The organism is Anabaena azotica FACHB-119 (assembly GCF_014697625.1).
Taxonomy (GTDB): Bacteria; Cyanobacteriota; Cyanobacteriia; order Cyanobacteriales; family Nostocaceae; genus Trichormus; species Trichormus azoticus_A.
The window spans coordinates 24,637-44,016 of the sequence record NZ_JACJSG010000020.1; the positions used below are offsets into that span (position 1 = coordinate 24,637).

Annotated in this window: 13 protein-coding genes; 7 read left to right on the forward strand and 6 right to left on the reverse strand. The window is 40.8% G+C overall.

Annotated features, from left to right (window positions below; genetic code table 11):
* Window positions 1-213 precede the first annotated feature (213 nt).
* The 4 genes from H6G83_RS15825 (at window position 214) to H6G83_RS15840 (ending at window position 5,356) form a co-directional block, all read left to right on the forward strand.
* Complete coding sequence (locus H6G83_RS15825; protein ID WP_190473942.1) at window positions 214-1,146, forward strand: lysylphosphatidylglycerol synthase domain-containing protein; 933 nt, start codon at window positions 214-216, stop codon at window positions 1,144-1,146.
* A 624-nt stretch (window positions 1,147-1,770) separates the two neighbouring features.
* A complete protein-coding gene (locus H6G83_RS15830; RefSeq protein WP_190473944.1) occupies window positions 1,771-2,310 on the forward strand; it encodes a GAF domain-containing protein in 540 nt (179 codons plus the stop codon).
* Window positions 2,311-2,679: 369 nt separating this feature from the next.
* A complete protein-coding gene (locus H6G83_RS15835) occupies window positions 2,680-4,035 on the forward strand; it encodes a class I SAM-dependent methyltransferase (protein WP_242044613.1) in 1,356 nt (451 codons plus the stop codon).
* Window positions 4,036-4,477: 442 nt separating this feature from the next.
* The gene (locus tag H6G83_RS15840; protein WP_190473946.1) at window positions 4,478-5,356 is read left to right on the forward strand and encodes an NAD(P)-dependent oxidoreductase; all 879 of its coding nucleotides are present in this window, start codon (window positions 4,478-4,480) and stop codon (window positions 5,354-5,356) included.
* An 89-nt stretch (window positions 5,357-5,445) separates the two neighbouring features.
* Here the strand turns inward: H6G83_RS15840 and H6G83_RS15845 are convergent, their stop codons facing one another.
* The 4 genes from H6G83_RS15845 to H6G83_RS15860 all read right to left on the reverse strand — a co-directional run bounded on the left by H6G83_RS15845 (window position 5,446) and on the right by H6G83_RS15860 (window position 10,542).
* On the reverse strand, window positions 5,446-9,114 hold the full coding sequence (locus H6G83_RS15845; protein WP_190473948.1) for an AAA domain-containing protein: 3,669 nt from the start codon (window positions 9,112-9,114) through the stop codon (window positions 5,446-5,448).
* Complete coding sequence (locus tag H6G83_RS15850; protein WP_190473950.1) at window positions 9,062-9,520, reverse strand: DUF4011 domain-containing protein; 459 nt, start codon at window positions 9,518-9,520, stop codon at window positions 9,062-9,064. The genes H6G83_RS15845 and H6G83_RS15850 overlap by 53 nt, the downstream gene beginning before the upstream one ends.
* A 268-nt stretch (window positions 9,521-9,788) precedes the next feature.
* Window positions 9,789-10,142 (reverse strand): carbon dioxide-concentrating mechanism protein CcmK, encoded by a 354-nt coding sequence (locus H6G83_RS15855; protein WP_190473953.1) that lies wholly within the window; start codon window positions 10,140-10,142, stop codon window positions 9,789-9,791.
* An 88-nt stretch (window positions 10,143-10,230) separates the two neighbouring features.
* A complete protein-coding gene (locus tag H6G83_RS15860) occupies window positions 10,231-10,542 on the reverse strand; it encodes a carbon dioxide-concentrating mechanism protein CcmK (RefSeq protein WP_190473955.1) in 312 nt (103 codons plus the stop codon).
* 183 nt (window positions 10,543-10,725) lie between these two features.
* On the opposite strand from H6G83_RS15860, the gene H6G83_RS15865 reads away from it, so the two are divergent.
* Complete coding sequence (locus H6G83_RS15865) at window positions 10,726-11,613, forward strand: alpha/beta fold hydrolase (RefSeq protein ID WP_190473957.1); 888 nt, start codon at window positions 10,726-10,728, stop codon at window positions 11,611-11,613.
* A gap of 528 nt (window positions 11,614-12,141) precedes the next feature.
* On the forward strand, window positions 12,142-13,689 hold the full coding sequence (locus H6G83_RS15870; RefSeq protein WP_190473960.1) for a mercuric reductase: 1,548 nt from the start codon (window positions 12,142-12,144) through the stop codon (window positions 13,687-13,689).
* Window positions 13,690-14,599: 910 nt separating this feature from the next.
* Here the strand turns inward: H6G83_RS15870 and H6G83_RS15875 are convergent.
* The gene (locus H6G83_RS15875; protein WP_242044614.1) at window positions 14,600-17,089 is read right to left on the reverse strand and encodes a putative bifunctional diguanylate cyclase/phosphodiesterase; all 2,490 of its coding nucleotides are present in this window, start codon (window positions 17,087-17,089) and stop codon (window positions 14,600-14,602) included.
* 451 nt (window positions 17,090-17,540) lie between these two features.
* Between H6G83_RS15875 and mgtE the strand changes: the two genes are divergently transcribed.
* Window positions 17,541-18,941, forward strand: a complete 1,401-nt coding sequence (mgtE, locus tag H6G83_RS15880) for a magnesium transporter (protein WP_190473962.1) — start codon at window positions 17,541-17,543, stop codon at window positions 18,939-18,941.
* A 39-nt stretch (window positions 18,942-18,980) separates the two neighbouring features.
* On the opposite strand, the gene H6G83_RS15885 is transcribed toward mgtE, so the two are convergent.
* Complete coding sequence (locus H6G83_RS15885; RefSeq protein WP_190473964.1) at window positions 18,981-19,238, reverse strand: hypothetical protein; 258 nt, start codon at window positions 19,236-19,238, stop codon at window positions 18,981-18,983.
* Window positions 19,239-19,380: the final 142 nt, after the last annotated feature.

The following is a 19,380-nucleotide window of genomic DNA, read 5'->3' on the forward strand; positions in this document are numbered from 1 at the left end:
TCACGTTATGTGGAAAAGCGTTCCGTCAGACCTAACCCCCCAGCCCCCTTCCCTACAAGGGAAGGGGGAGAAATCAAAGCCTCTAACGCCACTTGCTACAACGCGGGAAACCCGCGCAACGCAGTGGCTCCTCCTTGTAGGAGAGAGGTTTGGAGAGAGGTCTTCCAGATCCCGTGAAAAGTCAGCTACTTTTCCCTGTACCCCCAAGCCTATATGTTCAAAAATCTCCGATTTAATTTTGGTTACTTGTTGAGTTTGTTATTATTGGCGCTTTGTATATGGGCGATCGCTAATGAATTACGAGCTTATAATTATCAAGATATCCTCAACTCACTAGCGACTATTCCCAAAAGGCGATTAAGTTGGGCGATCGGACTAACGATGGTTGGTTATTCCATCATGGTGGGTTACGATATTTTGGGCTTTCACTACGTTGGTCGCAGCCTATCGTGGCCTAAAATTGCTTTAACTAACTTTATTAGCTCGGCGTTTAGTAATACTATCGGTTTTGCCTTATTAACTGGCAGTGCTATCCGCTATCGATTTTATACCGGGTGGGGCGTGCCAGTGGTGGCGATCGCACAAATAATTGCCTTTGTGAATTTTACCTTTTGGTTAGGAATGCTCACCGTTGCCGGGTTGATTTTTCTCACAAATCCTTTGCCAATTCCGACTCAATTACACTTATCTTTTACTTCAGTACGTCCTCTGAGCTTTATTTTTATATTTTTACTAGCGATTTACTTATTCAGCAGTATTTTCATTAAACAATCATTAACAATTCGTGGTCATGTCTTCCGTTTTCCCACCTTCTCTATATGCCTAGCCCAAATCGCTATATCTAGCCTTGACTGGGTTTTCGCCGCCTCAGTTCTTTATGTCATTCTGCCTACTAATACAGATTTGTCTTATGCTAATTTTTTAGGAGTTTATTTACTAGCGATGTTAGCCGCAGTCATTAGTAACATTCCAGGGGGATTAGGTGTATTTGAAACTGTAATATTGCTCTTACTTTCTTCTAAAATATCAGCAGTAGCAATTTTAGGTTCACTATTAGCTTATCGGGGAATCTATTATTTTTTACCTACATTATTAGCAGCTAGCTTACTTGGTATTTTTGAACTTAAATATAGAAATACGATTTAATAATTAAAAAAAATAAATATCTTTGAGGTAGGCAGTGCATCGCCCTACTTATAGCTGAAATATTAAAATTAAATTAAACTTTTGTGGGTGGACATCTTGCCGCCCTAGTAGGAGCGCACATCTGTGCGCCCCTACAGATAATCAATGTGTTGTAAATATTTTTGGAATCGGTATTATAGCAGGGGACAGGGAACAGGTTCAAAAGCCCTTTAAAGTAAAGGTTTTATGATTCATGTATGTCCTAACCTATGTGGCAACTGCTATATATAAAATAAATTTTAATTAGAACAGCATCAAATTAGATCCTGTAACTGTGTCAAGATTAAATGAAATAAGTATTTAGCAGAAAAAGTGTGAAATCATGATTGTATGGTAGTTCAGGTTGTCTACTTCTTTTAGTATCATTGTTGAATTAAAGTCTGATAAATTACTATATAAATCAGGACTTACGCATCGAAGTTTTCTGTTGAGGCAGGGTGTAAGGGTGTAAGGGTGTAAGGGTTTTAAAGATTTACACCCCTATACCCCTATACCCCCACACCCTTGCCCAAACGCTTGATTTTTCGTTTTTATGCGTAAGTCCTATAAATGTGAAAGACTGGACTTATTCATAATTTTAGAACTGTGCAAATTCACTCCCACGCAGAATTTGAACCTAGCCCAAATAACCCTACTGAACAGGGTTTACAAAAAGTTCTCCAGCGTCTTGTGCAAACAATGCAAAGGGACGCATTAGTGAGACAAACGACGAACAACCTCAGAGAATCGCTGCAAGTTGATCGGGTAGTGTTATATTACTTTTACTCGCAATGGCACGGACAAGTCACCTTTGAAGCATTAAGTGCGGAAGAATTTTCCATATTAGGGTCAACTGGGCCAGATGAATGTTTTAATGATGAGTATGCAGCCTTGTATTTAGCGGGACGTACAAAAGCGATCGCTGATATTGAATCAGAAATCATCAACCCTTGTCACCGCAACTTCCTCCGCACTCTGCAAGTCCGCGCTAACCTAGTCGTACCCGTTTTAGTCCCCAAAGGATTATGGGGACTGCTAATTGCCCATCACTGTCAAGCACCCCATTCTTGGACAACATCAGATATACAACTAATGCAGTCAGGAGCGGAAACTTTAGCCACATCGCCTTACATCTTGGAAAGTTGAACTAGGCAGGGGAAAAATCAATTTAAAATACCTCTGAGATTGAATTTAACTAAAACTTACGCAACTGGCAGATTTTTTCTGTAGGGTGTGTGAGGAGCGATAATATTTGAACGTAGTCATGAGACTTGTAGCGTCACGCACCAACCACCAATTGTGACACTTGCATAAGTCCTGTGAAAATTAACAACGAACAAATCAGGGTTAGAAAAAACGTGAGTGAATACTCTGACAAATGTTGAGATAGATCCGGGTAATGGATAGCCTTGCAGGGGAGAGGAATTGAAGTGGGGTTTTGCAGATCCCGTGAAAAGTCAGATAATTTCGTAGGGCGCTGCACTGCCCACCACCAGCTTATTGAGAAGATGCAAGATGTCAGTGAACCCTCCGTCAGTGCTACAAAAAGCCATAGCCCAACGCATTGCTAACAGCCCCGAAAGGCGAATAACCTTTGCAGAATATATGGACATGGTGCTATACCATCCCGAACAAGGTTATTATTCTAGCAATGCCGTAAAAATTGGCTTCAAAGGCGGTGATTTTTTCACCTCCGTTAATCTCGGCGCTGACTTTGGCGATTTACTAGCAGAACAATTCGCCCAAATGTGGGATATTTTAGGGCAACCCGTACCCTTTTATTTGGTAGAAATGGGTGCAGGACAAGGACTGTTAGCTTTACATATCCTCAAATATATCCAGGCGCAATATCCCCAATTATTTGCCGCCTTGCAATACCTAATTGTAGAAAAGTCCCCAGGCTTAAAGCAAGAACAGCAGCAACGCTTACAAGAGTTTCCTGTGCGCTGGTGTAATTGGGAAGAGATAGAATCTAACTCAATTATTGGCTGCTTCTTCTCCAATGAGTTAGTAGATGCTTTCCCAGTGCATCAGTTCATGATAGAAGCAGGCGAGTTGCGAGAGATTTATGTAACCTTGCGGGGAGATGAGGGAGTGGGGGGAGATGGGGGAGATGAGGGAGATGAGGGAGATGAGGGAGCAGAGGAGCAGAGGAGCAACCCACCCCTAACCCCTCCCAGGAGGGGAAAGGAGCAGAGGAGCAGAGGAGCAGAGGAGCAGAGGAGCAGAGGAAGAAATACTTATTTCCCAGTCCCCAGTCCCCAGTCCCCAGACGAATTAACAGAAATAACCGCCGCACCCTCTACGCCTAAACTCGCCGAATATTTTGATTTAGTGGGGATTAATTTAGCCCAAGGTGGTTATGAGGATGGCTACCGTAGTGAAATTAATTTAGCAGCCCTTGATTGGTTGAGTATAGTAGCCGACCGCTTGCAACGCGGGTATGTGATAACAATTGATTATGGCTATCCTGCCAGCCGTTATTATAACCCCAGGCGATCGCAAGGAACCCTACAGTGCTACTATCAACACCGTCACCATGACAACCCCTACATCAACATTGGACAGCAAGATATCACCGCCCATGTTGACTTTACCGCATTGGAGAAATGGGGCGATCGCTGCGGTTTAGCAAAGCTGGGTTTTACCCAGCAAGCTTTATTCTTGATGGCTTTAGGATTAGGCTTACGTATCGCCGCCCTCTCCCACCAACAAATCTCCGTCCCTGAATTGCTAAATCGACGACAAGCCCTACACCAACTAATCGATCCCACAGGACTAGGAGGTTTTGGAGTTTTAATTCAAAGCAAAGGACTGACAAAACAACAAGCTTCTCAACCACTCAAAGGTTTGACTGTACCGGGAGGTTAGGGACTGGGGACTGGGGGGGAAAGGGGAAGGGGGGAAGGGGAAAGTAATCTATGGACTGTTGACTATTGACTATGGACTAATGACTAATGACTAATGACTAATAACCAAATAATTAAAACTCTATATTAAGAATGCTCAATCGGCTGTATATAGACTAGCATAACAGTGATTACTATGAGTCGAGCATCAGAGGGGAGTTACAATTATGTCTACTCATGACCTAATAGTGCTAGTAACATTACTGAGTCCTGGCATCTTGCTTTCAGTTGTCATTATGGCAACATTTGCCGCAGGTGGCTGATCGCTAGATCCAGGCGTAGGGAGTAGAAAAACAACGTAAATCTGTTAACTGTCAACCGTCAACGTCAACAGTTAAATAACTACTCCCTGACAACGTAGAATCAAACGATGACAACGCGGCACAATCAAAGGAACGTGAAAAATGAAGGTGGCATTTCTGGGAACTGGACTCATGGGACTACCAATGGCCCAAAGATTGTTAGCAGCAAATATAGAGGTAGTCGCTTATAACCGTACCCCAGAAAAATTAGCACCATTACAAGCAGCAGGCGCGGAAGTAGTGACACATCCCCGCTACGCCATTCGAGAGGCTGAATGCGTCATCCTCATGCTAACTAACGCCGCCGCAATATATCATGTATTGCTTTCGGATACATCTTGGCGGACTCTGGAAGGACGTACTATCATTCAGATGGGAACAATTACTTCCACCCAAAGCCAAGAAATTCGCAATTCTGTCATTGGTGGTGGCGGCGAATATATAGAAGCGCCAGTGTTAGGAAGTATACCCGAAGCCAAGGCGGGAACGCTGACGGTGATGGTAGGTGCTGAACCCGAACAATATGAACGCCGTCTAGATTTACTCAAGAATTTTGGCCCAGAACCTTTACTAATAGGGCCAGTAGGAACAGCATCCGCTTTAAAATTAGCCTTAAATCAGTTAATAGCTTCATTAACTACTAGCTTTGCCTTGAGTTTAGCTTTTGTGCAGCGTCAAGGTATTGATGTAGATAAATTTATGGAAGTCCTGCGGGGAAGTGCGCTATATGCGCCTACCTTTGATAAAAAGCTGCAAAGAATGCTGGATGGGGATTATAGCAATCCCAATTTTCCGACAAAACACTTACTCAAAGATACAGATTTATTTATTTCCGAAGCTCAATATTTAGGTTTGGATCTCAGCAGTATTGAAACTGTGCAGAAAATTTTACAAACAACAATGAAGATGTCGTTTGCTAATGAAGATTATTCTGCCATCTTTTCCATTATTAAAGATTGGGGAGAACCAAGCGGCGGTTAGTAGGGGCGCATGGTTTGTAGTAAGGACTTTAGTCCTTTTCTCAGGGCTAGAGCTGCTTACTACGAACTGTTATATCCCCCTCTCAAGCTTCATGTTTGTTGTAGCTGTGCAATTCTTTCTACCAAAAGATTAACTTGAGCAGGTTTGTTGCGGAACCAGTCTGTTGACCATATTCGGTGGATTTTCCAACCAAGTTTTTCCAAGACTTGTTGTCTGAGGCGATCGCGATCGCGTGCAGTCGGTGAACTATGATAAGATGCACCATCGCACTCAATCCCCAACAAAAACTCACCTGGACGGTTTCTATTGACAACTGCCAAGTCAATGCGATAACCTGAGCATCCAACTTGGGAACGAATTATATATCCTCTTGAAGTTAAGGCGTGATAAACGTCTTCTTCAAATGGAGAGTCGAATTTAAGTTGGTCAGTATAAAAATTACCTTCTAGTCGTTCTCCACCACTAGCTGCGTACTCTAAGTAATCTCGTAGTAATCTTAAACCTTCGCTTTTGCTGCGTGATAAGTCGATGTCACCAGCCACAATGGAAGAAACTAATGTTATTTTACATTTTGCTCTGGTCACAGCTACATTCAGCCGTCGTTCCCCACCTTGTTTATTGATGGGGCCGAAGTTAAGATTCAGCTTACCATCAGCATCATAACCATAGCCAACGCTAAGTATAATTGCATCTCGCTCATCACCTTGGACGTTTTCCAGCGCTTTGAGGAAAAACTGGGGTGAATTATCGTTGCAAAATGCTTCAAAATCAGGATTATCTTTGCCTAAAATCTCAATTTGCTCCTGAATAGCATCAGCTTGAGCTTCGCTAAAAGCAATAATACCCAGAGATTGAGCCGGAACAAGTTGAAAATGTTCTAAAGCCAATTGTGCAACTACTTGAGCCTCTCTTTGATTATCCTTACGTCCAGCGCGATCATATACACCATCAGGAACGTGTTTAAACTTTACGCCCAAATCTGGATTTTGAATTGGGTTAGGAAATGTTACTAATTGAGAATCATAAAAATGCTGGTTAGAGAAAGCTATTAATCGTTCATCTCGACTACGATAATGCCATTTTAGTGTACGTCCAAACATAAAGTTTGAACATTCATCTAAAACACTTTCAGCATTTGCATCATCTTCGTCAATTATATCTTCATCATTGTCTTCCACTTTAAAAAATGATGTGGGAGGCAGTTGTTTTCTATCACCAATTATAATTACTTGATCAGTGCGGATAATTGAGGGAACCACATCCTCTGTGCGTAACTGAGAGGCTTCATCAAAAATGAGAACATCAAAATGAACTTCATTAGCATCAATATATTGACTCACTGCAAGCGGACTCATCATCCAACAAGGTTTTAAGGCTTTAACTATATTTGGTATTCCCTTTTGTTTGTCATTCAGCAGTTTACGAATTGGTAAATGCTGTCTTCTTCTAGTTACTTCTTTCTTTAATCTTGGTAATTCAGATTGAATAACCGAAGCTTTTTCTCTGTTTTGCCAGCGTTGTAAATGAAACCGTTTTAGTCGTTCTCTAGCTAAATATAGTTGAGAGTTATCTAGCTTAAAAAATTCTTGTATTCGCTGTTCATGTACTGCTGGATTAAAATTTTTTAACTCTGTTTTTCTAGCCCAAATGGCATCTAAGCAGGTTTTATAAATTAGCTTTTCTAAAGAGGGATACCATTCTTCAGGTTCTATTTGACTATCACGCAAAGCATCAATAAACTTCTTATTTACCAGATTTTCTAGCTTTTCACAAGTCTCTTTGTAAGCCAACCATCCTTGAAAATCTTGCAGTTCAGAGTCAGCTAAATTTAAGAATCTTTCCAATTCTCCAAAAGTAATTTGATTATATGTTAGGTAACTATCTGTAATATCACTTTCTCTAAAGTACGACAGAATGAAATTCCATCCCTGCTTAATCTCATTAACATTAGAGGAAAATCCGTTGACTATTTCAGATAATTCTCTTCGCCGTGAAGGTACATTTATAATTTGCTGAACAGCATCACCAGGAAGAGAGTAATGTTGTAAACCAATCAACCAATCTAAAGCTGCTTCAATTGGTTTCAGATCCTCTTCACTAGACATTTGCGGGTCAAATAAAAAGCCAAAAATTTGATTGGGTAGATAGTCAACTTGACTGAGCTTATTTCGTAAGACAACAATAGGATTAGGTTTATTGTTTCGCAAAGCTTCTATAAAAGCCTGAGCGCCTAAACTTTCAAGTTGATCATAAATTTCTTTAAACCTCAACCAGTCTCGAAAGTTCCGTATATCAGTTTTGGCTAGACTTAGAAAATTTGCCAAATCAGTAAATAAAATTTGCTTGTGCGGTAGCACTTGCCCAAAAATATCACTTTCATTGAAGTATAAAAGCAGAAAATTTATTCCTTGTTGAAAATCTTCATTGAAAGATTCTAATTTCTGAATTAATTTAGCTAACTCTTGGCGCAGAGAAGGAGAATTTACAATATGCTGAACCGCAACCGTAGGTAGTGAATACTGTTTTAATTTGTTCAGCCAGCTTAAAGCTTGTTCAATCTGTCTTAATTCCGCTTGCGTAGCAAATTCTGGATTAAATAAAGAGCCGAAAATCTGACGAGATGGGTAATTGCTTTGATACAGTTCGTTGCGTGCGGCTTGTATTTTAACAGCTTGTACTAAATCTTGTTTTAATTCTTTATATGAAAGCTGTACCTCTGTAGTGCGTAGTCTTTTTAAAAGCTTAATATCACGCCTGTATCTAGGATTCAAAACTCGAAAAATCCAAAAGCGACTGTATTTTTGAAATCTATTGGCTAAACCTGGTAATTCAGAGGAGAATAAATCAGAATGATATTTTTGGTTAATAAAGGGTTCATTTTCTTCTAAAAACTTAATATCTGCTTGCAACTTAGTAAACGCATTCTCAGCAGTTGAAATATCCACTAACGTCCAATCGTTAGGTAAATTAGCAGGAGCATTTAATATATGCTTCAAAGCAGGAAGATAAGTTTCTACATTTTCTAGATTCAATAGGGTTTCAACTCCTAAAATCCTTTGTAAGGATTGACTCAACTCCTGAATTAGAGAAATAGATTTTTGGAATTTATCAAGTTTTTGAGAAATTTCTAACTCCTGGGATTCTGAAATGAACTTTGATTTACTTCTTTCCCAAATATTTGTGATTTCTTCTCTTAAAAATGGTATGAATGAAGAAAGATGATTCAATAAATCTAAAACTTCTGGAGAAGGCATTCTCATCGCAATTTCTCTAACATCCTGCCTCAAAATGTTAAAAGCATTACGAGCGATCGCAACATTTACCTGAGTCCAATTCTCTGGTAATTGCAGTGGTGCTTTTGATACATATGATAGAGCTTGATAGTAAGTGTCTAATGACTCTAGATTAGATATAGGTTGAAGTTGTATAATTGATGATAATTGTTGACTAAGCTTTTGAGTTACCAAAATCGCTTGTTGAAAATCCGCTAGTTTCTCTCTAATTTCTAATTCAAGCTCATAAGAATATGATTTAAGGGAACTTTTTGCCCAAATCGTTGTCTTCTCTCCCTTGAAGAATGGCAAAAACTGAGCTAACTGATTTAATAAATTTTTGGCTTCAACCAAGCGAATTTGATTCCATTGATTGAAGTTAGACAAGATAACATTAATGTTAGGAACGCCTTGACGTTCTTTTTGCAAAATCTCACCATAAAATAAGTGGTGAAAGTAAAGCCTCCTCTGGCTTGTCCTTGTCATACCAAGTTAGCGTACCCATTGCTAAGAATAAGCTATTGAATCCTCGTTCTTCAATTGATTTACGTGCTTCAGTACGCAATGTCTTCAGCCGCTTGATTTGCTCGTTTCCTGTTTGACGAGTAATTAATTCAAGAGGATTTTTTGATGAAGATAATGCTTTAGTGCTTTTCGACAGCACATTATCTTGAAAGTCGCTATCAACAATGGAAAATTTGAATGTTTTCCTTTTTTCTACAAAGTCTGTAAAGATAATATCTAATTCGTCTGTCAGCACTTCCAATGTTCGGCGGTTGTCTGGTTGAAACTTAATCAAAGGATTCTTACGCCCTAAATCAGCCAATCCAGCTTTCCATTTAGCAATCTTTTGAATAATTTTCTGTTGAGCTTCTTGATTAAGCGGCTTCACGTTTATTCTTTAGCATAAATACTTGTTGTTTAATATTATACATAAATTTTTATACAAGTATTCGTCACTTTATTACAAGGAATTTACAAATTTTTATTGTATTGAATTAAATAATATTAATAAGTTTAAAGTACTATTTTAGCCTTGCTACAAGAGTAGATTTTTCTATATAACTACTAAAAGTTAGAGGGGCGGACAAGGTTTGTAGTAAGGACTTTAGTCCTTTTCTCTGGGCTAGAGCCGCTTACTACGAACTGTCCCCAATTCTCTAACGCCCGTTACTAGAACGGATGATGGGATTTTCTACAGAATCACGATACTGTTGAACTGCATCTGTGTAACCGATAGGTAGCACAGCTTCAACGTTTTCATGGGGGCGGGGAATAATTACCCAAGACTCTAAAGTACCACCGTGAACATTCTGTGCTGCTTCCACACCAGCAGCCATTGCTGTCTTAACTTCGGAAACGTCTCCACGAATATTTACTGTAAAACGAGCGCTACCAACTCGGATATAGCCTACGAGAGTAACACGGCCAGCTTTAACCATAGCATCTGCTGCTGCTAACACAGCCGGGAAACCCTTAGTTTCTAACGCTCCCACTGCTTGTAATGACGACATTTAGTAATCTCCTGTATGAATAATAATTTTATGTGGCGTACCAGTTTATTGTACGCAGCTACGCTACATAAGCTGATAGCAAAATTGCTTAGAAAGCCCTAAAAGGCTCTGATTTTGAGGTAAAGTGAATGGGAAGAATATCTTCCACATTTGCTGGAGGGTTGGGAACTATGTAATGGGTGATTACTTCACCACCATATGCTTGTTCACCAGCCTCAATTCCCGCCTCAACGGCTCTTTTTACTTCCGCAACTTGTCCCCGCACAGCAACTAACAAACGAGCGCTTTCTGCTTGACCATAATATACAAGGGTAACTGCGGCAGATTTTACCATCGCATCTGCTGCCGCTAACACAGCCGGAAATCCTAAAGTTTCGATTACGCCAACCGCCATTGGCATGGCATTAGCTCCTGATACAAAAAAGTTAAGTGATATTAATTGTACGAGGCTTTCGACTCCATTGTGATACTGAGGGGGAAATTTCTTTTGGGGGGAAGGGGGAAAGGGGAAAGGGGGAAAATAATTAACAACTGTCAACTGTCAACTGTCAACTGCCAACTGTCACCTGATAAACTAGAATTTATGTTTCCAAGTTTTTTACCTGCCGCAGTTGGGCAACTTACCGAAGCTGAGTCGATCGCCTTAGCTAGAAGTATCCAAATTCATGCGATCGCTACTCCCCTGAGTAACCAACCAATCACCACAGCCTACGTACATCAAGGGAGTGGGGGTATACCTATTTTATTAATCCACGGCTTCGATAGTTCTGTATTAGAATTTCGTCGTCTTCTACCACTGCTAGCACAAGAAAATGCAACTTGGGCGGTGGATTTGTTGGGTTTTGGCTTTACCGAAAGACTCGCGGGGTTACAATTTAGTCCTGTTGCGATTAAAACTCACCTCTATTACTTCTGGAAAACTCTCATTAACCAACCTGTGATTTTGGTGGGTGCATCAATGGGCGGTGCAGCAGCTATTGATTTTACCCTGACTTACCCAGAAGTAGTAGAAAAATTAGTATTAATTGATAGTGCTGGTTTGCGCGGGGGTTCACCGCTAACTAAATTTATGTTTCCCCCATTGGATTATATGGCGGCTCAGTTTTTGCGGAGTCCGAAAGTGCGCGATCGCGTCGCTCGTGCTGCTTACAAAAATCCTAGTTTTGCTACTGTTGATGCTTTATATTGTGGTGCATTACACCTAGAAATGCCTAGCTGGCCTGAAGCTTTAATTGCTTTTACTAAAAGCGGTGGTTACACAGCTTTCCGATTTAAAAAATTGGCAGAAATTACCTCACCTACCTTAATTTTATGGGGTGATAGCGATAAAATTTTGGGTACTGAAGACGGCAAAAGATTTAAAAGGGCAATTCCCCATAGTCAACTAATATGGATCGAAGATTGTGGTCACATACCACATTTAGAACAGCCAAAAATTACTGCTCAACATATCCTAAATTTTCGTAGGTAAAGAGGTTAGGGGTTAGAGGCTAGAGGCTAGATGCTAGAGACTAGAGGTTAAAAGCTAGAGGTTAGGGCTGGGGGTGAGAGTAACTTATCTCAGTTAGACTAAAAGTGCGATTCTGTCAATTATTAAACTGATAAAAGTTTCAAAGGCTGTAATTGTGATTTAAGGGCTAGAGCGTGTTTTCAAACTTTAAAAGTATGTAGGATTAAGCGTAGCGCAACCAACAAAGCCTCGCAACCCTTGGGTTAAGGAACGAAACCCAATCTACATCTAACCCCGAACCCCGAACCCCGAACCTCTAACCCCTTTCAAGGGCAGGTTTTTTACACTTCGACCCAAAAACACTGATTTTAGGGTGTAGGGGTATAAGGGTGTAGGGGTGTAGGGGTAGATGAAAGTCTGATAATTTACTGAATCTTATAGTCCTCACTGATTACTTTATGAAAAACCTGCCCTTAAGAGACCTCTAACCCCTAGCCTCTAACCTCTAACCTCTAGCCCCTAACCCCTAACCCCCAAAGAGCTTTTCTCATGTCTAACTCCGAACAAGATAGAGTCATCGTTCGCCCAGTGGATGAGTATAACCAGAGATTGGTTGCTTATGTACATCCGCCCAATTGGGAAAATCCCCAACCTGCTGATTGTTATGATTTGGTAGTCATCGGTGCAGGGACGGCTGGTTTAGTGGTGGCTGCTGGTGCGGCTGGTTTGGGTTTGGGTTTAAAAGTGGCGTTGATTGAAAAGCATCTCATGGGTGGAGATTGCTTGAATGTGGGTTGTGTACCTTCCAAAACTATTATTCGGTCGGCGCGGGTGGTGGGGGAAATTCGCAATGCTAAAAATTTAGGTGTGAATATTCCCAATCAAGTTAATATCGATTTTCCCGCAGTTATGGCCAGGATGCGGCGAGTGAGGGCGGGAATTAGTCATCATGACTCGGCTGAACGTTTTACATCGCTGGGGGTTGATGTTTTCCTGGGGAGTGGGAAATTTGCTAGTAGTGACACTGTAGAAGTGGCTGGTAAAACCCTTAAGTTTAAAAAGGCTGTAATTGCTACTGGTGCAAGGGCGGCGAAACCTACCATTAGGGGGATTGAACAAGCTGGATATTTAACTAATGAAACGGTTTTTTCTTTAATTCAAAGACCAGAAAAGTTAGCGGTGATAGGTGGTGGGCCTATCGGTTGCGAATTGGCGCAAGCTTTCCGCCGTCTGGGGAGTGAGGTAGTGTTGATTCATAGTGGCTCCCATGTCCTCAATAAGGAAGATGGGGAAGCAGCACAAATTGTGGAAAAAGCGTTAATGCGGGATGGGATTCGCTTAATATTAAATGCCAAGGTAGAAGAGGTTGTCACTGTAACTGAGGGTAAGCGGTTGTACTTTTCTGCTAGCGGTTGTCGTGACTCTGTAACAGTAGATGAAATATTGGTGGGTGTGGGGCGATCGCCTAATGTTGAAGGGTTAAATTTGGCAGCCGTCGGTGTAGAATACGACCAGCGCCGAGGCGTAATAGTCAATGATTACCTGCAAACAACAAACCCCAAAATTTACGCTGCTGGTGATATCTGCATGGACTGGAAATTCACCCATGCAGCCGACGCAGCTGCGAGAATTGTGATTAAGAATACGCTATTTTCTCCCTTTGGTTTGGGAAGGTCAAAACTCAGTAGTTTGGTAATGCCTTGGGTGACTTATACTGATCCAGAAATTGCCCATGTGGGGATGTATGAACACCAAGCCAAGGAGTTGGGGATTGATGTAGAGACAATCAAGATACCTTTTAGTAGTGTAGACCGGGCGATCGCTGACGCGCAAGAAGAAGGTTTCCTGAAAATTCACCACAAAAAAGGGTCAGATAAAATTCTCGGTGCAACCATTGTCGCAGCTCACGCCGGCGAAATGATTTCCGAAGTCACCACAGCAATTGTTAACAATATAGGTTTAAGCAAATTAAGCAGCGTCATTCATCCCTACCCCACCCAAGCCGAAGCCATTAAAAAAGCCGCCGACACCTATCGCCGTACCCTTCTCACAGCGAATACGAAAAAACTCTTGGGATTTTTAACTAAATTTTCTTGAACTGGGGAAGGGGGAAAGGGGAAAGGGGAAAGGGGAAAGGGGAAAACTGATAACTGATAACTGACAACTGATAACTGTCAACTGATAACTGATAACTGATAACTGATAACTGATAACTGATAACTGTCAACTGATAACTGTCAACTGATAACTGATAACTGACAACTGATAACTGTCAACTGATAACTGATAACTGATAACTGATAACTGATAACTGATAACTGATAACTGTCAACTGATAACTGATAACTGATAACTGTCAACTGATAACTGATAACTGATAACTGATAACTGATAACTGATAACTGTCAACTGATAACTGTCAACTGATAACTGATAACTGATAACTGATAACTGACAACTGATAACTGTCAACTGATAACTGATAACTGATAACTGATAACTGATAACTGATAACTGATAACTGTCAACTGATAACTGATAACTGATAACTGTCAACTGATAACTGATAACTGATAACTGATAACTGATAACTGATAACTGTCAACTGATAACTGTCAACTGATAACTGATAACTGATAACTGATAACTGACAACTGATAACTGTCAACTGATAACTGATAACTGATAACTGATAACTGATAACTGATAACTGATAACTGTCAACTGATAACTGATAACTGATAACTGTCAACTGATAACTGATAACTGATAACTGATAACTGTCAACTGATAACTGATAACTGTCAACTGATAACTGATAACTGTCAACTGACAACTGACAACTGACAACTGACAACTGACAACTGACAACTGACAACTGATAACTGATAACTGATAACTGATAACTGACAACTGATAACTGATAACTGATAACTGACAACTGACAACTGACAACTGATAACTGATAACTGACAACTGATAACTGATAACTGATAACTGATAACTGTCAACTGTCAACTGTCAACTGAGAACTAGCAGCAATTAATGCGGCGGCTTCTAAACTAGGTAAGGGATGAGAGAAAAAGTAGCCTTGAACCGATTTACAGCCTAACTTGCTTAAAATTGTGACTTGTTCTTGGGTTTCTACACCTTCAGCGATCGCACTCATACCTAGTTTATTTGCTAAAGTGACGATAATTTCGATAATCTCTTGATTGCGGCGATCGCTGGCTAAGGGGTTAACGAAGGAACGGTCAATTTTTAATACATTCACCGGAAAGCTATAAAGGCGACCTAAAGAAGAGTAGCCTGTACCAAAATCATCAATCAATATCTCAATTCCCAATTCTCGTAGTTTTAGGAGTGTAGCAGTTGCTTCATCAGCATTTTCTACAATCACACCTTCGGTAATCTCTAGTCCTAAACAATTAGCATCAAGACCTGTTGATTGCAAAATTTGTCGAATTTGTTCGATTAAATTTGGCTGGGAAAATTGCTTGGCGCAAAGATTAACGCTCATTCTCATGAATGAGCGTTGAGGATAGTTGATCTGCCATGACTGCATCTGGCGACAAGCTTCATACAGCACCCAGTAACCAATATCGACAATTAGTCCAGTTTCTTCCGCTAAGGCAATAAAATCTACAGCATTGAGTAAACCACGCTCTGGATGTTGCCAGCGTAGCAGTGCTTCAAAACCTACAATATCACCACTCATGAGTGAAATAATTGGTTGGTAATACACTTTAAACTCTTGACGTTCCAGCGCTCGACGCAAATCAGCTTCTAACTGCAATCTCAAGAGCGCATTAGCATACATATCTCGGTTAAATAGAGCGTAGCGCGACTTTCCCAAGGCTTTAGCGCGGTACATCGCCGTATCTGCATCTCTGAGTAGTTGTTCTGGATGGTCATAGTTGACGGTGGAACTCAAAGCGATGCCGATACTTGCACTTGTAAATACTTCTTGTCCATCCAATTTTAAGGGTAATTTTAGCTCTTTTTGTATTCGTTCTGCCACCTTGATGGCATCTGAAACATCTTGAATATCTTCTAGTAGGATGGTAAATTCATCGCCTCCCAACCTTGCGGCTATATCTGTGGAGCGAATGCAGGCGGCTAGTCTTTTGGCAATAGTAATTAAGAATTGGTCTCCTTTGAGGTGTCCAAGACTATCATTGATGACCTTAAACCGATCTAAGTCTAGGAACAACACAGCAAATAAATAATCTTTCTGTCGTTTGGTTTGCTGGAGTGCGTGTTGTAAGTGTTCCATGAAGAGAGCGCGGTTTGCTAAACCTGTCAATCTATCGTAAAAGGCGTTCTGACGTAATTGTGCTTCTGTTTGCTTGCGTTGTGTCACGTCAAACGCTGTAGTAATTACCAAATTTCTGCCATCGGGTAGTTTTCCCAAGGTTGCAGAGTGAAAATCCCAGATGCGGGTTTCACCAGTGCTAATTTTAATGCTGTATTCTCCTTCAGCAATTCTCCCATCAAGATTATGTAAGGGTTCAATATCAGATTCCTTTTTTTGTTCAAGATTTCCAGAAGCTTTTTTAGTCCAGTCTGCAACTGTCTGAATTTCGTCGATGCTGTATCCTGTGATTTCTGTCCAAACATGATTAATTAACAGGACTTCTCCATCTTCGGTGTGCAGCATCATTGGTAAAGGCGCATCAAAAATGGCGCGGCGAAATCTGGTTTCACTTTGATGTAAGGCTTCTGAGGCGTAAGCAATTCTTAATGCTTCTTCTATCTTCTGACGCTTGACATCTAAGCTATCTAACCCTCTGGCGTAGTACCAAATTAAACCCATAAAAGCAGCTACATTGCCAGTTACGTGCAGGCTCAAGCTAAACGCATGATCAAACCATGCCATTCTCTCACCCAGCAATCCCAGCGATCCCAGGGAAAAGGGAATAGCGATCGCCGCCGGTAGTAGCATTCTCGCTGTCATTCCACCCGCACTATTACTGATGAGCAAACCCAAAAAACCCTGGGATGGCGCTAGCAATAATGTACCAATCGAGAGGAGGAAAAATGTTATACCTGTGTGAATGGCTGTGTGCGTCAACGATGACATTCCCAGAAGCTGTTTGACCCCGTAAATATAGCCAATCAAGACCTCTATGGATGTCAATGTAGTCGCAATTGTCAGTAATTGTACTGCCCGATAACCGACATGGTTAGCAGCCAAAAGCCATAATGCAGAACCAATTAAGCTAAAATTTAAAGCGGATACAGATGACATTCTACCAGGGTTTGCGGTAGCAGATTCTACACTAGTCTGGCTAATCGCTGCTAATTTATCGGCAAATAGCAGTTGATCAATTCCCAAATTCCATCCCAATAAATATTGACTGAGGGTCAAAAATCCTAATAGTGCGATCGCTATAGCTAGCACCTGAGCTATGGAATGCTTGATCTTTCTAGTTGAGTGCAGAAAATTTAATGCTAAACCAGATAACACAAAACCTAATGCTGTGTTAGGTTTCATCGTAGTCCACTCTGGAAAAATGCTTTTAAGGATGGAAATATCAAAATACCAACCTAACAGTACAGCACAACCTAATAAAATGACAAATACACTTATAAATTTTGAAGCGCTTTTTAGCACATTAATAAGATAGCTCTTTAGCGGATAGGTGGGCATAAATGCTAGCACTTTTCTTAAAAAAATAGCGATATTAAGCTGCTATCTTCAACCATATCAAAGTATAGATTTTTCTAATCATCACCGAGGGATGATTTATATGAAAGCTTAAATTTTAGCTTTGCATCTTATTTGTTATAAGAGACAGTTATTAAACGCATAATCGCGTGATTAGGGCGAGGCAAGATGGCAAATTTGCAGTAGAAAAAATTACAACAAGTTTAAAATTACATCTGGCGCTATCCCTTAGACTAGGGGCAGCAACCTTGTTCAGACTGGTCGAAGGAGGTGGAAAGTGACAGAAGTGAACAATTCAAACGTTACTCTTGGTGATGTTTCTCGTAGAGAATTGCGTGATTTAGTGCGAACTCAATTGCGAATGTTGCTAGAAGCAGGCGATTTACAGGGAGCGAAAGCTATTCTTGTACCTGTACAGCCTGCGGATATTGCCGAAGCAATTGAAGGTTTGCCAGAGACAATGCACGCTTTGGCTTTTCGCCTACTTTCTAAGGATGAGGCCATTGAGGTTTATGAGTATCTCGACTACAGCGTTCAAGAAAGATTAATTGCCGAACTCAAAAGTCAAGAAGTCCGGGATATTGTCGATCAAATGTCTTCTGATGATCGAGCCAGGTTATTTGATGAATTACCAGCAAAGGTTGTCAATCATCTATTAGAACAACTCAGCCCAACAGAACGTCAAGCTACAGCCTTGATGTTAGGTTATGAAGCTGATACAGCTGGGCGCATCATGACTCTAGAGTTTATTGCCCTCAAAGACAATATGACCGTGGCACAAGCCCTAGAACGTATTCGCTGCCTAGCTAATGCTAGTGAAATGATTTATTATCTTTACGTTACTGATCAGGCACGACGCTTAACGGGAATTGTCTCCTTGCGCGAGTTAGTCACATCTCAACCAGAACAAACCATTGGCGAGGTGATGACTCGTGATGTGATTTTTGTCAACACTGATACCCACCAAGAAGAAGTAGCCAAGTTAATTCAACGGTATGATTTTCTGGCTGTACCCGTTGTAGACAGACAACAGCTGTTAGTAGGGATAGTTACTGTCGATGATGTGATTGATATTCTGCAAGAGGAAACTACTAAAGATATTTATGCTTTAGGTGGTGGTGTGCAGTCCAGTGGAGACAATTACTTCCAAATGAATTTATTAGAAGTTGCCCGCAAGCGAGTGTTGTGGTTATTTGTGCTATTAATCACAAATACTGTAACTGGCACAATTATTAAATCCCAAGAGGATATTTTGACTCAAGTAGTCACACTGACGGCATTTATTCCTCTGTTGACTGGGACTGGTGGTAACGTAGGGGCGCAGTCTTCTACGGTAGTGATTCGGGGGATGAATACAGAAGAAATACGATCGCTCGGCCCTTTGCAGGTAATTGGACGGGAAGCGATCGCTGGTGCGTTGTTGGGGGGTATGCTAGGTACTATCGCTACTATCTGGGCTTATTTTCTCCAGGGTCGATTAGAAGTAGCGATCGCTGTCGGTGTTAGTCTCATAGCCATCTCGGTTTTAGCTTCCGTTTCCGGTTCAGCACTACCATTTTTATTCCGATTTCTGCGTTTAGATCCCGCCTTAATGTCAGCACCATTTATTACCACAGCCGTTGACGTACTTGGAGTTCTAATTTACTTCAACCTGGCACGGGTAATTTTAAGGTTATGAACTGTTGAGTATGGACTAATGACTAATGACCAATGACATTTACAATTCTGAAGCCGTATCAGGAGCTACAATTTCACCTTTACCCAAGTTGAGTATCAGGTCTTGGTCTGTAATTAGTTCGTTCAATTCTTTCACCTGTAAATTCATTTCCTCACAGGCTTTTCTCAGTTCTTGTGCGAATTTATTTAAGTCATCGCCGTAACCACATTGATAGGCAGCAGTTTCTATACCCTGTTTAGCATTTGCCCTCGCACAATCTACTAATTCTGTGCCATGTAATGGTTTTAGCGATGCCATAAGCCGTTTCTTTTCTTAAATGTTCCTTATTATGTATAGCAATTTTTCAGTCTTAAATCATCTCTCTGTTGGTAGACAAAGAAGGGACTGATACCGTTTATTGATGAAGATGCACTTTATTCTTGACTGTAGAGACGTTGCA

Coding starts and splice junctions, on each gene's coding strand:
- H6G83_RS15840 (WP_190473946.1), top strand. CDS start 4,478: ATGAAGGTGGCATTTCTGGGAACTGGACTCATGGGACTACCAATGGCC.
- H6G83_RS15845 (WP_190473948.1), bottom strand. CDS start 9,114: ATGACAAGGACAAGCCAGAGGAGGCTTTACTTTCACCACTTATTTTAT.
- H6G83_RS15860 (WP_190473955.1), bottom strand. CDS start 10,542: ATGCCAATGGCGGTTGGCGTAATCGAAACTTTAGGATTTCCGGCTGTG.
- H6G83_RS15875 (WP_242044614.1), bottom strand. CDS start 17,089: ATGAAACCTAACACAGCATTAGGTTTTGTGTTATCTGGTTTAGCATTA.
- H6G83_RS15825 (WP_190473942.1), top strand. CDS start 214: ATGTTCAAAAATCTCCGATTTAATTTTGGTTACTTGTTGAGTTTGTTA.
- H6G83_RS15885 (WP_190473964.1), bottom strand. CDS start 19,238: ATGGCATCGCTAAAACCATTACATGGCACAGAATTAGTAGATTGTGCG.
- H6G83_RS15870 (WP_190473960.1), top strand. CDS start 12,142: ATGTCTAACTCCGAACAAGATAGAGTCATCGTTCGCCCAGTGGATGAG.
- H6G83_RS15865 (WP_190473957.1), top strand. CDS start 10,726: ATGTTTCCAAGTTTTTTACCTGCCGCAGTTGGGCAACTTACCGAAGCT.
- H6G83_RS15835 (WP_242044613.1), top strand. CDS start 2,680: ATGTCAGTGAACCCTCCGTCAGTGCTACAAAAAGCCATAGCCCAACGC.
- H6G83_RS15855 (WP_190473953.1), bottom strand. CDS start 10,142: ATGTCGTCATTACAAGCAGTGGGAGCGTTAGAAACTAAGGGTTTCCCG.